Genomic DNA, 13,710 nt, shown 5'->3' with positions numbered 1-13,710 from the left:
CGGTTACATTGATAGAAATGTAGAGTATATAGCGTGTTTATAAGGTTTTATGGATAAATGTAAGAAGATAAAAAAGAGAAAGAGGAATATGAAATCATGATAAATGATTTTTGTGTCATATTTTATTACACATGAGTCTTTGGGCCTGGTAGATGTAGAAGGGGATTTTGGGGAAAGTGTTGCAGGATCGTCCATAGCAGAAGTGATCTTATCCAAAACGAATAATAGGGGTGTAAGTTAGCAAGTCTTAACGATTTTTGTAATACGGTCTAGGAAAAGAGGCTCAATTATTGCCAAATATTTGTATGCCCGCAGTGTTGAGTCTATAATATATGGTGATTTCAATATGTAAATAAATATATATCATTGATTGGAGGAGAAACGATGAACCGAGCACCCAGAAAGTATGCCAATTACATTCCGATCCGGGAGCTGGAGGTGGTGGAGCACCAATTACTTCCCTTCCAGGTGTACGCTGAACTTCGTGAAAATACTCCAGTCCGCTATGACAACCATCGAGAATGCTGGGATGTTTTCCGATATGAAGATGTGCAATATGTGTTGAAAAACCCTAAACTGTTCTCTTCTGAACGTGATCGTGCCAACGCCAGCATGCTTACTACAGATCCGCCGAAGCACAAACAACTGCGGGATCTGGTTAATCAGGCGTTCACACCTAGAGCGATCGAAGCATTAGCTCCGCGTATTCAGGAAATCGCTGATGAATTATTGACTCCGCACTTTTCAGAAGGCCATATGCGTCTTATCGATGATCTTGCTACTCCACTTCCGGTTATCGTGATTGCCGAATTGATTGGCGTCCCTGCTTCAGATCGCCAAAAGTTTAAAGACTGGTCTGATGCACTTGTGAAGGGTGCGCGGGATGTCAGTGATGAAGCTTTCCAGGAATTGATGGAAGAAAAGAAACGGAACCAGCAGGAACTGGCGAGCTACTTCACGACCATTATCGAAGAAAGACGTCAGAGACCAGAGGAGGATCTGATCTCTTTACTGCTTGCGGCGGAGATTGAAGGGGAGAAGCTAACAGCAAGGGAAGTGGTCGGATTTTGCATCTTGTTACTTGCTGCCGGTAATGAAACTACAACCAATCTAATTACCAATGCCGTTCGTATTCTGTCAGAGCAGCCTGAGCTTCAGCAGCAGCTGCGAGAACATCCTGAACTTATCCCGACTGCGGTAGAAGAAACGTTGCGATATTATCCGCCAATTGTGGCTATTGGGCGTATTGCCAAAGAAAACGTAGAATTGAACGGACAAACGATTCAGGCGGGGGAACAGGTGATATCCTGGGTAGGATCGGCAAACCGGGACAGCGCTCAATTCGATCAGGCAGAGAAATTCGTGCCTGACCGCAAGCCGAACAGACATATGGGTTTTGGATTTGGTATTCACTTCTGTCTCGGTGCGCCGCTTGCACGACTTGAGGCGAGGGTTGTACTTCAGACGATGCTTCGCCAAATGGAAGACATTCAGCTTGTGCCGGAAACGGTTTTGCAGCCGATTCAAAGTGCTTTTGTATTTGGCGTTAAAGAATATCCGATTCAATTCACAAGCTCAATCAATTCAAAAGCCATCTGACACACAATGGATCCATGTTGAGGTTTGAGCAAATGAATGTGAAAAGCCGCTTTCATGCCTGATAAGGCGCTGAAAGCGGCTTTTTCTTAAGAACAAAATATCATTTGAATCCAAGCGTCACGATTCTCTGATCAGAGGGGGCTTTTTGTACAGCTTGAATCTTACCCATACCATGTTGAGCAGCAGCAGCCCACCAGAGACGATGAACAGTCCTTCGATGCCGATGAACCCGGCCATAAAGCCGCCGATTACGGCTCCAAGCATGTTACCCAATGCGAGTGTGCTCGTATTAAAGCTGAACGCCCGGCTAATCATGCTGTCTGGCGTATAGGAGCGAATGAGCGCGTTGACACTCGGAAGCAGGCCACCCATGAACACACCCATCATGAAACGGACGATGATGAGCTGCCATACCGTCTGCACGAAAGCTTGCGGTATAAGCATGAGCCCTGTTCCTATAAGAGAGAATGTAAGTACCTTGTGTGAACCTACCCTGTCACTGAGCTTCCCGAGAATTGGGGACATGGCCATGTTGGATAGTCCCGTGACTGCGCCGACAAGTCCTGCCCAGAAGGCGACGTTGACATCCGAACCGTGTAACTTCTGTACATATAGCGGCAAGAGTGACATCGGGCTGATCATGGCAAATTGCAATAGGAATGTTACAGCAAATAGCGCAGGTAACTGGGGAGACTTGTTCAGTTCCTTCAGACCGGACAATACGGATTGTTCCGGCAGTTTGGCCGCTTCCTTGCGGTCAAACTTCTCTCTGACCAGGAACATGGCGAGCATTGAAGCCGCAAAGATCAGTCCGCCAGTAATATAGAAGATAGGGCGGAAGCCCACTGCATCAGCAAGCAAACCGCCGATCAGCGGACCCAGAATCGTACCGGCCACTTGGCCGGATTGGCTGATGCCCATGGCAAAACCCATGCGATCTTTCGGCGTTGTACCCGAGATCAATGCAACTGCTGCCGGGTTGAAGCCGGAGATCGTACCGTTGAGCAGTCGTAATAAAAGGAGCTGCCATGGGTTCTGTGCAAAACCCATCAAGGCAATAACAATCGCCATCCCGAATCCGGAACGCAGCAACATAATTTTCCGTCCGTACTTGTCAGACAATTTGCCCCACAAGGGCTGGAACAAAAATGAGGTGAGGAAGTTGGCAGCAAATATAAATCCCGCCCATATGCCAATTTCATGCTCACCAACCACGCCAAGATCCCTGGCGAGATAAAGGGACAAAAACGGGGTGATCATGGTCATTCCCGAGTTGACCAGAAATTGTCCAAACCAAAGCACAATGAGGTTTACTTTCCACGTTTTCAAAGTGCTTTCACTTCCTTTCCGATCGTTTCTGCAACGTTTCAAAAAAACACGATTCTTTCATTATAACATAATTTGCATATGGATGAGGGGATGTAAGGAATGTCATAGTATTGTCATCGGAACAGATCGACACGTGGTTGTTACCGCTCTTTAAAAAGGGCATAATGTTATTTATGAGTCCAAAAACTATTGGAGGCTTCTTACATGAGCTATAATGATCGTCTGATTCAGGCCAGCTTCAAACAGCAGGTGGACCGTGTTCCCGTGTGGTACATGCGTCAGGCTGGGCGTTATGATCCCGAATATCGCAAGATTAAGGAAAAGTATTCTTTGCTCGAAATTTGCCGTCAACCTGAGCTAGCAGCTGAAGTTACACTCATGCCGGTACGTAAACTTGGTGTGGATGCGGCTATTTTGTATTCCGATATTATGAATCCGGTTGCTTCCCTCGGTATAGATTTTGATATTGTTAAAAATATTGGACCTGTCATAGACAATCCAATCCGCACGGCGGCAGATGTGGATCGTTTGCGTCCCATTGATGTTGAAGGAGATCTGTCTCATATTTTGGAGACGATTCGAATTCTGGACAAGGAACTGGATGTACCTCTGATTACGTTTGCCGGTGCACCTTTTACCATTGCCAGTTATTTGATTGAAGGCCGACCTTCCAAAGGGTACATACGGACCAAAACGATGATGTACAGTGAACCTGAAGTGTGGCATAAATTAATGCAAAAACTGGGCGATATGGTGATTACATATGTCCGTGCACACATTGCGAACGGCGGTAAGGCATTCCAACTGTTCGACAGCTGGGTTGGCGCGCTTTCGCCAAACGACTTTAGAACGTATGTGTTGCCGACGATTACTCGTATCTTTACCGAATTATCGGATTTGAATGTACCGAAAATTTATTTCCCGGGTGTGGCTTCTGGTGAATTGCTGCCAACATTGCACGATCTGCAAGCTGATGTGATTGGGCTGGATTGGAGAGTATCAATCTCCGAGGGGCGTAAACGACTGGGCGGAAAATTTGCTGTACAAGGCAACTTGGACCCTTATGTGCTGACAGCTCCGATGGATCTGATCAAGCAGCATGCCAAATTGATTATTGACGAAGGTATCAAGGAGCCGGGGTATATTTTCAATCTGGGGCACGGACTATTTCCTGAAGCATCTTTGGATAAATTAAGAGAACTCACGGCGTATATTCATGAATATTCAGCTGAAGCACTGAAGACTGGGGTGACGGTTACTAATGACTAATACAGTAGGTGTACTGGTGATGTCGTATGGCACACCTGAGAATATGGAAAGTATTGAAGCGTATTACACACATATCCGGAGAGGACGTCCGCCTGAACCGGAACAACTGAAAGAATTGACCGACCGTTATGAAGCGATCGTTGGGGGGGTATTCCCACTTCGGGAAAACACGGATAATCAGGTTAAGGCTCTCCAGGAGACGTTAAACAAGGATGACCGTTCCAATGAGGTTGAATTCCGTTGTTATCAAGGGTTGAAGCATGCGTATCCGTTCATTGAGGATGGCGTGGAACAGATGGCGAAGGATGGAATTCAGACTGCAATAGGCATCGTGCTGGCACCACATTTCTCCACGATGAGTGTAGGGAGCTACATTAAGCGTGCTCGTGAGAAAGCGGAAGAACTGGGTATTCAGATGTCCTTCATTGAGAGTTATCACCTGCATCCGAAGTTGATTCAGGCTCTCTCCACACGTGTTAGTGCCAAATTGGATGCTTTCGAGGAAGCGGGAGCTAAACGCGGGGATGTGCGAGTGCTGTTCAGTGCACACAGTCTGCCTGCACGAATTGTAGATATCGGTGATCCATATCCGCAGCAACTGATGGAGACTTCGGAAGTCATTGCTTCCCGTTTAGGTATTACGAACTGGCAGTTCACGTGGCAAAGTGCGGGACGGACGGCGGAGCCGTGGCTGGGCCCTGATATTCTGGACACGCTTCAGGATCTTGCTCGTGAACAGGTGGAAGATGTGCTTGTAGCACCGATTGGATTCGTATCGGATCATCTGGAAGTGCTCTATGATCTTGATATTGAAGCTAAAGCGATTGCCAAAGAGATCGACATGCGCCTTATGCGTATCGATTCTCTTAATAGTGACCCACTTTACATGGAAACGTTAAGTGACGTCATTATTAACCAGTGGCAGCAAGGAACGGATGAGTAATGGAAGACCATAAACGTCGTGTCGTTGTTGTCGGCGGAGGTCTGACCGGCCTAAGCGCGGCATTTTATATTCGGAAGCATTACCGGGAAGCAGGGGTTGAACCTGTCATTACCTTGGTTGAGAAGAGTTCTTCCATGGGTGGCATGATTGAAACGCTACACCGGGATGGGTTCGTCATTGAGAAGGGCCCAGATTCTTTCCTTGCCCGCAAAACGGCGATGATTGATTTGGCTAAAGAGCTGGAAATTGACCATGAACTGGTCAGTCAAAATCCGGAATCCAAGAAAACGTACATCATGCAGCGTGGCAAGCTGCATCCTATGCCGGCAGGACTCATTCTCGGTATTCCGACGGAGTTGAGACCTTTTCTGAGAAGTGGTCTTGTATCTCCGGCAGGCAAGCTGCGCGCATTAATGGATTTTGTCATCCCTCCCCGTCGTACAACGGAGGATGAATCGCTTGGTTATATGATTGAGCGCCGCCTTGGAGCGGAAGTGCTGGAAAACCTGACTGAACCGTTGCTCGCAGGCATCTATGCTGGTGATATGCGGCGATTGAGTCTTCAGGCAACCTTTCCGCAATTCGGTGAAGTGGAGCGGGATTATGGTAGTTTGATCCGAGGAATGATGACTGGCCGCAAACCGACAGAGACCCATACGGGAACGAAGAAAAGTGCTTTTCTGAACTTCCGTCAGGGCTTGCAGAGCCTGGTTCATGCGCTTGTACATGAGTTGCAGGACGTGGATCAACGGCTGAACACTTCCGTGAAATCTCTGGAGGTTCAGACTGGAGATTCGGCCAGGTATAGCATTCAACTGGATAACGGAGAGCGTCTTGAAGCAGATGATGTAGTCATTACCGTGCCTACGTATGTTGCATCTGAACTGCTGCAACCACATGTGGATACAGCTGCTCTGGATGCAATTAATTACGTATCGGTAGCGAATGTGGTGCTGGCTTTTGAGAAAAAGGATATTGAACATGTATTTGATGGGTCTGGTTTCCTCGTTCCGCGTAAGGAAGGCCGCAATATTACAGCATGTACTTGGACATCAACTAAGTGGCTGCACACCAGCCCGGATGACAAAGTACTGCTTCGTTGTTATGTTGGCCGTTCCGGAGACGAACAGAATGTGGAACTTCCGGATGATGCACTGACAGATCTAGTACTCAAGGATTTGCGCGAAACAATGGGCGTAGAGGCCGTTCCGATCTTCTCGGAAATTACTCGGCTTCGCAAATCCATGCCGCAGTATCCAGTAGGTCACCTGCAGCAGATTGCAGCACTCCGGGAGGAACTTGGCAGCAAATTGCCGGGGGTATACATTGCGGGTGCTGGTTATGAAGGGGTAGGCTTGCCTGACTGTATCAGACAGGCGAAAGAAATGTCAGTGCAAGCTACGCAACTCATTGCTGCAAAATAATTAACGTACATGGCTGTCTCGATCGTAGAGTTTTTCTACAGGGGAGACGGCCTTTTTTTTGCACCATAAAGCGAAAAGGGGAGAGAGATGAATTCTTTCAATGTTCGCACTTCCAAGGAATGATGGAAATCCAGAATATGCCTGATATAATATGATAAGGATTGCTGTGAACAAGAAGAGGAGTTGCCTATGTATCCCCCAAGATCAAAACGAAGTGTACAAAAGAAAAAAGTAAAACGTGCCCGCAAACGTATGGTCTGGATCATTAATTTGGTATTGATTGTGGCTATCGGACTTGTCTGCCTCTATTATGCAGTTGGAATGAAGGAACAGCAGGCGGATCCGGAAGTAAAAGAAACGGTTGTGAATCAGGAATCTGTGAATGAAGAGAGCCCTCAAGGCGGTGAGCAGGTAAGTTTACCTGATACTGACACGGAGGCAGGTAATACTTCGGATGAGGGGTCGGAGGGTTCTACTGAACAGGTAACTGAAAATTCCGGCGGTAAGTCTGGTGAGAAAAAGCCTGATGCTGCAGACTCCAAGGCAAATGGAAAGACAGATACGGGAACGAAAAAAACGACGGATACTTCTGCTTCTTCCGGCTCCAAGGGGAGTGAAGGTACAGGAACTGAGACGACACAGCCATCTACTTCGGCAAACGATGTAACCATTAACTTTGTTGGGGATATCCAGTTTTCGGGCAAAGTGGCTGAATTGTTGGATAAGAATGGTTATGACTATCCCTTTGCAAAGCTCGGCAACTTGTTCAAGGAAGATGATCTGACCATTGGAAACCTCGAAACCCCCGTAACCCTTGGTGGAACTGGTGCAGCAAACAAAACCTATGTATACAAGTCTTCGCCAAAAGCGCTCGAAGCGATGGCTTCAGCAGGTTTTGACGCCGTGAATCTCGCCAACAATCATATTCTGGATCAAGGTGTAGAAGGTCTGGTTGATACGTTAACTTACCTTGAGCAATACGGTATAGCGCACACAGGAGCGGGTATGAACAGGGATGAGGCTTATGCACCAGCTTATCTGGAGCGCAAAGGCATGAAGATTGCACTGCTTGGATTCAGTCGGGTTGTGCCTGAAACAAGCTGGAAAGCGGAAGGGAATCGGGCAGGTGTTGCCGAGACCTACGATTCTACTGGAGCTGTAAAAGCAATTCAGGAAGCCCGCCAAAAGGCTGATCTGGTCATCGTTGTTGCACACTGGGGAGAAGAACGGGTCAGCACTCCGAATAATGATCAGACCCGACTGGCTCATGAATTTGTAGATGCAGGTGCTGACCTGGTTATAGGTGGGCATCCCCATGTCTTGCAAGGTGTGGAGTACTACAAGGGCAAATGGATTGCATATAGTACAGGCAACTTTATTTTCTCGAAATCAACAACAGAGGAAACGTGGAAAACAGCAGTTTTTCAGGCGAGCTGTAGTAAGGATGCCAAATGCAGCATGAAGGTTATCCCTTATGAGGCAGGGTTGGGTCAGGCCATTCCTATGGTGGACCAAGCCAACAAACCTCTGCTGGAGCAGATGACCCAGCTCTCGCCAGGTATTCGTTTTGATGCGAACGGATTCGCATCGGTAAATTAAGGTTCGATTTATTTATTTATTTAGGAGGGGATGAAATGAACAACCTTTGTGTAGCGCACCGTGGTTTTTCGTCCATTGCACCAGAAAATACGATGGCTGCATTTCTGCTTGCCATGGAACAGCCGGAAGTTCAGTGGATGGAGTTGGATGTACAGCTGTCACGTGATGGTGTACCGGTGGTTATTCATGATTTTACTTTTGATCGGACTACGAATGGAAAAGGATTAGTTCGGGAAAAGGACTGGGCAGATATTCAACAGCTGGATGCGGGATCTTGGAAAGGAAAAGCTTATAAAGGGGAACGTGTTCCTTCGCTTAGTGAAGTGCTGGAACGCACCTGTGGCAAAGTGAGATTGAATATCGAACTGAAAACGCAAGGCAATATGTATCCCGGCCTGCCGGCAGCGGTTATTCATGAGGTGAGGAAGAGACATATGCAGCATGATGTGGTCATCACTTCGTTTGAACCTGCGGCTCTGGTTGAAGTGAAGAAACTGGCCCCGGAGTTCAAAACAGGTTTGATTATTGATGCACGTCCAGGGGATCTGGCAGCAGTTCTGCGGCAGATGAATTGCAGTTTTCTTTCCATCGGTTACACCAATGTGGACAAATCGCTGATGCGCGAGATGCGAAATGAAGGCATTCAGGTCATGGCCTGGACAGTGGATGACAAAATCATCATGAAGCGTCTTGCAGCGATTGATCCGGAGCTGATGTTATGCACAAACCGGCCTGATGTGTGGGAACAGGCTTTTCAGGAAACGAGCAGCCGATTTTTCAGACCCTAAACTCCAATTTTTTGAATAGCGAAAATATGATATGTACTTATATAATAAAAAGATGAATATGCTCCATATACGCTAATGAATCCGATAAAGGTGGTCGTAAAATCCATGCTGACAAACATTCGCAATGTATACTGTGTAGGACGAAATTATAAACTTCATGCAGAAGAACTGGGTAACGCGGTTCCGGATGAACCGATGATCTTTATGAAACCTTCCCATGCGGTTGTGGCCTTGAATAGTGAAACGCTGCAATTGCCTGCGACAAAGGGCGAAGTTCATTATGAGGCTGAACTGGTCATCCAAATCGGGCGGGATTATGAACCGGGTATGGCTGTGGATGAATTGGTTGACGCGTATGCGTTTGGCATTGATTTTACATTACGTGACGTACAGACGGTCATTAAGAAAAAGGGCCATCCGTGGACGGCAGCCAAAGGGTTCAAGAACTCGGCTCCGGTTACTGCATTCCAGCCATTTCCGGGGTCCCAGGCTCTTCTTGAGAAAGACTTTACACTCACCAAGAACGGTGCCGAAGTCCAACGTGGCAATATTCGTAACATGATCTTCAGTCTACAGGATATTGTGGATTATGTAGGTCATCATTACGGACTGGGACCTGGAGATATCATCTTTACAGGCACACCAGAAGGGGTTGGACCAACGGCAGCAGGAGATGTGCTTGAACTAGCCTGGGACGGCGAATCTTTGGGCAAATGCACGATTGCAGCAGCGGTTCAGTAAGTATCATACATCATCAATTTGCTTATTTAGAGTAAATATGAAACAGATAAGGGGCGTTTCGACGCTCCTTTTTGGCGTGCCCTCATTCTCTGCCTTAGCACATGGGAGACTATTCATTCACGCGAAGCTGTATGCTGTATTGGCACTCTCCGTGACCAACTCTTCCAATTCACTGCTTTGCACTGCGTGCTGCTCCGCGCTAATACTCCCACTTGCGAGTCGTTGATCTAACTGCTCCTTGAGCTGCCTTATTTGCAATGCGACAACCTCGTTGAAGTCACCAGCGTTCTCATCTGCAATCATCCTCAGCGATTTACCCGCGTATAGATCCTGAACCAAGTCATCTTCAGAATGTTGATTCAGAGCACTCAGCAACTCATCCTCGCTATTGTCTTTGGTATCTATGTTAACGATGGACCATTTCGTCAAAGGTATCGGGGTTATCGCTGATCTGCCCCAGGCTGTTCCGGCGAAAGACATGGTGACAATCATTGTTCCGACAATGATTACGCGCTTCATATTCATATGTGTCATCCTCATTTCTATGGTTAAGTACGAACTGAATCGTAGCTGGTTTGATGTAACGCTCTGAGGATAGTGTAACCGGGAAAGCTGAAGTGAAACTTAAAACCGGATAAGTAATCTAGATATGAGGGACATCGAGCCACAAAAAATAAATCTAAATTCACACTTGACAGGTTGGGTTAGTGGGTTATATGATGAACTCAATTATTTTAACACTAATTAAATGAACAGTGAAATAAATTGAACTGAAGCGAGCTGATTGGACCACCAAAGGCTCCCGGGACTACTCCACTATGGAATGTCCGCGGGAGCCTTTTTTCGTATTTACTGCCGTTTTCAGTTAGACAGGGAGGATGAAATGAGCAATAACGACTGGGAAGCGTTGGAGAAGACAGATTGGTTGTTTCGTAAAATGGTCAGACGATTCGTGAAAGAACGAGATCGTATATCGGTAGAGGGGGTCAGTTTACCTGGTATGCTCATCCTGCACAAAATCATTCGTGAAGGGGAACAACGGTTGGGGGATTTGGCTGAACAACTGGACTTCACTTCAGGTGCCATTACAGCGTTAACAGACAAGTTGGAGAAAAAGGGACTTACGATCCGCAGGCGCAAGGAAGATGACCGCCGGACAGTTCTGCTGGACATTACTGCCAGTGGACGGGAGATGTTTGCACGTAACAGCAATATCGGTGCCCGATGTATCACGCTTCTGTTTGAGGGCTTTACGACGGAGGAACTGGAGCAGCAAAGCCAATTTTATGAGCGGGTGATAGCGAATCTGGAGGGATTCTCGGATACGCTGCTGGAATTGGCAGAGAACAACGGGAGGCAGGAACACGATCCATCCACCGAAAGTGACCCTGAACAGAAGCAGAGGGAGAATACCGGAAAGAGCAACTATCTCAGTTATTAAGGTTTGATCCGATGTGAAAACAAACAATCCAAGGGAGAGATGATCAATGGGGCATTCAACAATTTATCCAACCGGGGCAACCGTATATAACCCTGATAAGGCTTGGGGCGGTTATACCGTCTATCAGGCAGGCGAGGAAGGGGTTGTACTGATTGATATGAATGGTAAGGAGGTTCACCTGTGGAAAGGGCTACTGGGTTTTCCGGCCAAAGTTTTCCCCGGTGGCTTCGTATTGGGCAGCACAGGGCGAAGAGATCCGAAGTTCGGTATCCAGGACAACGTCGATTTGGTTCAGGTGGATTGGGAAGGCAATATTGTATGGAAGTACAACAGCTACGAACACATTGAAGATCCGGGATATGAACCGCTGTGGTACGCTCGTCAGCACCATGATTTTCAGCGTGAAGGCAATCCGGTCGGCTATTACGCCCCTGGGCTTGCACCTAAGACCCAGAGCGGGAAGACACTGATTCTTGCTCATAAAAATGTGAACAACCCGTCCATTTCGGATAAACCTCTGCTTGATGATGCGATTATAGAAGTCGATTGGGAAGGGAATGTATTATGGGAATGGCTGCCGAACGAGCACTTTGAGGAACTTGGATTTGATGAGGCCGCCCGTAATGTTCTGTACCGTGACCCGAACACACGCTCATTCGGACATCTCGGTGGTGGTGTGGGCGATTGGCTACATATTAATTCAGCTTCTTATGTTGGTCCAAACCATTTCTATGAAAATGGAGACGAGCGGTTCCATCCCGACAATATTATCTGGGATGCCAGAGAAGCAAATATTATCGCAATAACCGACAGACAGAGTGGAAAGATCGTATGGAGACTAGGGCCGGATTACTCTTTGCCTGAAGTAAAGCATATTAGCACCATAATTGGACAGCACCATGCACATATCATTCCCAAAGGTTTGCCTGGAGAGGGGAATCTGCTGGTATTCGACAATGGTGGCTGGGCCGGTTATGGCCTGCCCAATCCGGCTTCTCCATACGGCTTGAAACATGCTGTTCGCGATCATTCACGCATACTGGAGATCAATCCGGTGACGCTGGAGATCGTTTGGCAATATACATCCGCAGAAGCCGGATTTTCCGTTCCGACAGATTCCTATAAATTTTATAGTCCGTATATCAGCTCCGCTCAGCGCCTGCCTAATGGTAACACGCTAATTACGGAAGGCTCCAATGGTAGATTGTTCGAGGTTACATCTGAGTATGAGCTGGTTTGGGAATATATTTCCCCTTATAAGGATGGACGGAACACCAATATGGTCTATCGTTCGTATCGCGTGCCTTATCACTGGGTACCACAGCTGGAGAAGCCCCAAGAGGTTGCTATTGAAGCCATTGATGTTTCCGCCTACAGAGTGCCGGGAGCAGCGCCCAAAGGTTCTTCATCCGTTGTAAGTGTTGAAGTAACACTGCCGTTTGTTGAAGGTGCAGCCTGTGTGGCAACGTCAGATGAAGGCAAGTAAGGTGGCGCAGAGCGACGAACAATGATTAGAACGAATGGGGTGCATATTGTGAGAAAACAATCCACCTTAACTGGTGCGTTATTAATGCTCTTATCCATGTTATTGATATTATCGGGATGTTCTGCAAACGAATCGGTATCCGAAGCAAAGGGTGCCTCCGGCACAGAGGCCAAAAAAGTGAAAATCCGGATCGCAGATACAAGTACTAACCCAACGTTCAGGGTAGCTATTGCCAAAGGTTTCTTTGCAAGCCACGGTATTGATGCAGAGAGCATTACGTTTGGTTCGCCAGCGGAAGGTGTAAATGCGCTATTTATCAAGCAGGTGGATATTGCGTACGGAGCTGACTTTCCTGTATTAAACGCTTTGGCAAAAGGGGATTACTCCGTCATTGCTTCCGCAGGTCAGGCTACGAATGAAGCAGCAGCTGCGTGGAAGTTGTATGCCAAGAACGATATACAGAGTGGTGCAGATCTGAAGGGTAAAAAAGTAAGTTTCATCCGTGGTACATTTATTCCTTACCTGTGGGATGAATATTTGAAGGACCAGGGATTGGAGTTAGGTGCAGTAACTCAGGTCGGTCAGGGAGCATTTGACGAAGCGTACATTGCACTAAAGCAGGGCGATCTAGATGCAACCTGGGTCATTGGTTCCGCCTTGACTGATAAGTTCGATGCGCTTGAAGGCGTACATCAGCTCACCGATATGTCCCAAACCCCTGTACGCCTTGGAATGGGGCTTGTAGCAAGCAATGAGTTCATCCAGGCGAACCCTGAAACGGTGAGTGGTTTTCTCGCAGCGCTGAATGAAGCCTCCGTATATGCCCAGGCACATCCTGAAGAGGTTGCAGACCTGATGTATAAGGAAACCAAGCAGCCTAAGGAGGCCACCTTGAAGGATCTTCCAATCAATCCATGGGAAGTTGGATTTACCCAGGCAGCTTATGACAGTCTGGCAGGGCAGAAGCAGTATATGGTGGACAACGGAATCATCGAACACGATTTTGATCTCGATAGCAAACTGAACCTGGAGCCCCTGAAGCAGACACTGCCAGATAAAGTGACTTATAGTAAATAACTCGCAAATTGAAT

12 protein-coding genes are annotated in these 13,710 nt (G+C 47.3%); 10 read left to right on the top strand and 2 right to left on the bottom strand.

The genetic code is table 11. The features are described 5' to 3' along the window. Window positions 1–384 precede the first annotated feature (384 nt). The gene (locus ACR1R9_RS17200) at window positions 385–1,599 is read left to right on the top strand and encodes a cytochrome P450 (protein ID WP_433923122.1); all 1,215 of its coding nucleotides are present in this window, start codon (window positions 385–387) and stop codon (window positions 1,597–1,599) included. A gap of 117 nt (window positions 1,600–1,716) precedes the next feature. On the opposite strand, the gene ACR1R9_RS17195 is transcribed toward ACR1R9_RS17200, so the two are convergent. Next, the gene (locus ACR1R9_RS17195) at window positions 1,717–2,928 is read right to left on the bottom strand and encodes an MFS transporter (protein ID WP_076292060.1); all 1,212 of its coding nucleotides are present in this window, start codon (window positions 2,926–2,928) and stop codon (window positions 1,717–1,719) included. 204 nt (window positions 2,929–3,132) lie between these two features. Between ACR1R9_RS17195 and hemE the strand changes: the two genes are divergently transcribed. The 6 genes from hemE to ACR1R9_RS17165 all read left to right on the top strand — a co-directional run bounded on the left by hemE (window position 3,133) and on the right by ACR1R9_RS17165 (window position 9,692). Further along, window positions 3,133–4,197 (top strand): uroporphyrinogen decarboxylase, encoded by a 1,065-nt coding sequence (gene hemE, locus ACR1R9_RS17190; protein WP_063564891.1) that lies wholly within the window; start codon window positions 3,133–3,135, stop codon window positions 4,195–4,197. Next, window positions 4,190–5,140: a ferrochelatase gene (hemH, locus tag ACR1R9_RS17185; RefSeq protein ID WP_076292059.1), complete on the top strand. Its 951-nt coding sequence runs from the start codon at window positions 4,190–4,192 to the stop codon at window positions 5,138–5,140. Before hemE ends, hemH begins: the two co-directional genes overlap by 8 nt. Further along, on the top strand, window positions 5,140–6,564 hold the full coding sequence (gene hemY / locus ACR1R9_RS17180; RefSeq protein ID WP_076292058.1) for a protoporphyrinogen oxidase: 1,425 nt from the start codon (window positions 5,140–5,142) through the stop codon (window positions 6,562–6,564). Before hemH ends, hemY begins: the two co-directional genes overlap by 1 nt. Window positions 6,565–6,753: 189 nt before the next feature. Beyond that, window positions 6,754–8,163, top strand: coding sequence for a CapA family protein (locus tag ACR1R9_RS17175; RefSeq protein ID WP_433923123.1), 1,410 nt, complete (start codon window positions 6,754–6,756; stop codon window positions 8,161–8,163). A 35-nt stretch (window positions 8,164–8,198) separates the two neighbouring features. Further along, window positions 8,199–8,951, top strand: coding sequence for a glycerophosphodiester phosphodiesterase (locus ACR1R9_RS17170; RefSeq protein WP_076292056.1), 753 nt, complete (start codon window positions 8,199–8,201; stop codon window positions 8,949–8,951). Between the two features lie 105 nt (window positions 8,952–9,056). Further along, window positions 9,057–9,692, top strand: coding sequence for a fumarylacetoacetate hydrolase family protein (locus ACR1R9_RS17165; RefSeq protein ID WP_310852520.1), 636 nt, complete (start codon window positions 9,057–9,059; stop codon window positions 9,690–9,692). A gap of 117 nt (window positions 9,693–9,809) precedes the next feature. Here the strand turns inward: ACR1R9_RS17165 and ACR1R9_RS17160 are convergent, their stop codons facing one another. After that, window positions 9,810–10,211, bottom strand: coding sequence for a hypothetical protein (locus ACR1R9_RS17160; protein ID WP_310852521.1), 402 nt, complete (start codon window positions 10,209–10,211; stop codon window positions 9,810–9,812). Between the two features lie 364 nt (window positions 10,212–10,575). On the opposite strand from ACR1R9_RS17160, the gene ACR1R9_RS17155 reads away from it, so the two are divergent. Genes ACR1R9_RS17155 through ACR1R9_RS17145 form a run of 3 tightly spaced genes read left to right on the top strand, consistent with a single transcriptional unit; the run spans window position 10,576 to window position 13,696 of the window. Continuing rightward, the gene (locus ACR1R9_RS17155; RefSeq protein ID WP_076292053.1) at window positions 10,576–11,133 is read left to right on the top strand and encodes a MarR family winged helix-turn-helix transcriptional regulator; all 558 of its coding nucleotides are present in this window, start codon (window positions 10,576–10,578) and stop codon (window positions 11,131–11,133) included. A 46-nt stretch (window positions 11,134–11,179) separates the two neighbouring features. Next, complete coding sequence (locus ACR1R9_RS17150) at window positions 11,180–12,619, top strand: aryl-sulfate sulfotransferase (protein WP_076292052.1); 1,440 nt, start codon at window positions 11,180–11,182, stop codon at window positions 12,617–12,619. Window positions 12,620–12,640: 21 nt separating this feature from the next. Next, the gene (locus tag ACR1R9_RS17145; RefSeq protein WP_433923124.1) at window positions 12,641–13,696 is read left to right on the top strand and encodes an ABC transporter substrate-binding protein; all 1,056 of its coding nucleotides are present in this window, start codon (window positions 12,641–12,643) and stop codon (window positions 13,694–13,696) included. The last annotated feature ends 14 nt before the right edge of the window (window positions 13,697–13,710 follow it).

Source organism: Paenibacillus taichungensis, from assembly GCF_050994985.1.
Lineage (GTDB): Bacteria > Bacillota > Bacilli > Paenibacillales > Paenibacillaceae > Paenibacillus > Paenibacillus taichungensis.
This window is presented reverse-complemented; position numbering and strand designations above follow the sequence as displayed.

Coding starts and splice junctions, on each gene's coding strand:
- ACR1R9_RS17200 (WP_433923122.1), top strand. CDS start 385: ATGAACCGAGCACCCAGAAAGTATGCCAATTACATTCCGATCCGGGAG.
- hemE (WP_063564891.1), top strand. CDS start 3,133: ATGAGCTATAATGATCGTCTGATTCAGGCCAGCTTCAAACAGCAGGTG.
- hemH (WP_076292059.1), top strand. CDS start 4,190: ATGACTAATACAGTAGGTGTACTGGTGATGTCGTATGGCACACCTGAG.
- hemY (WP_076292058.1), top strand. CDS start 5,140: ATGGAAGACCATAAACGTCGTGTCGTTGTTGTCGGCGGAGGTCTGACC.
- ACR1R9_RS17175 (WP_433923123.1), top strand. CDS start 6,754: ATGTATCCCCCAAGATCAAAACGAAGTGTACAAAAGAAAAAAGTAAAA.
- ACR1R9_RS17170 (WP_076292056.1), top strand. CDS start 8,199: ATGAACAACCTTTGTGTAGCGCACCGTGGTTTTTCGTCCATTGCACCA.
- ACR1R9_RS17165 (WP_310852520.1), top strand. CDS start 9,057: ATGCTGACAAACATTCGCAATGTATACTGTGTAGGACGAAATTATAAA.
- ACR1R9_RS17160 (WP_310852521.1), bottom strand. CDS start 10,211: ATGAAGCGCGTAATCATTGTCGGAACAATGATTGTCACCATGTCTTTC.
- ACR1R9_RS17155 (WP_076292053.1), top strand. CDS start 10,576: ATGAGCAATAACGACTGGGAAGCGTTGGAGAAGACAGATTGGTTGTTT.
- ACR1R9_RS17150 (WP_076292052.1), top strand. CDS start 11,180: ATGGGGCATTCAACAATTTATCCAACCGGGGCAACCGTATATAACCCT.
- ACR1R9_RS17145 (WP_433923124.1), top strand. CDS start 12,641: ATGATTAGAACGAATGGGGTGCATATTGTGAGAAAACAATCCACCTTA.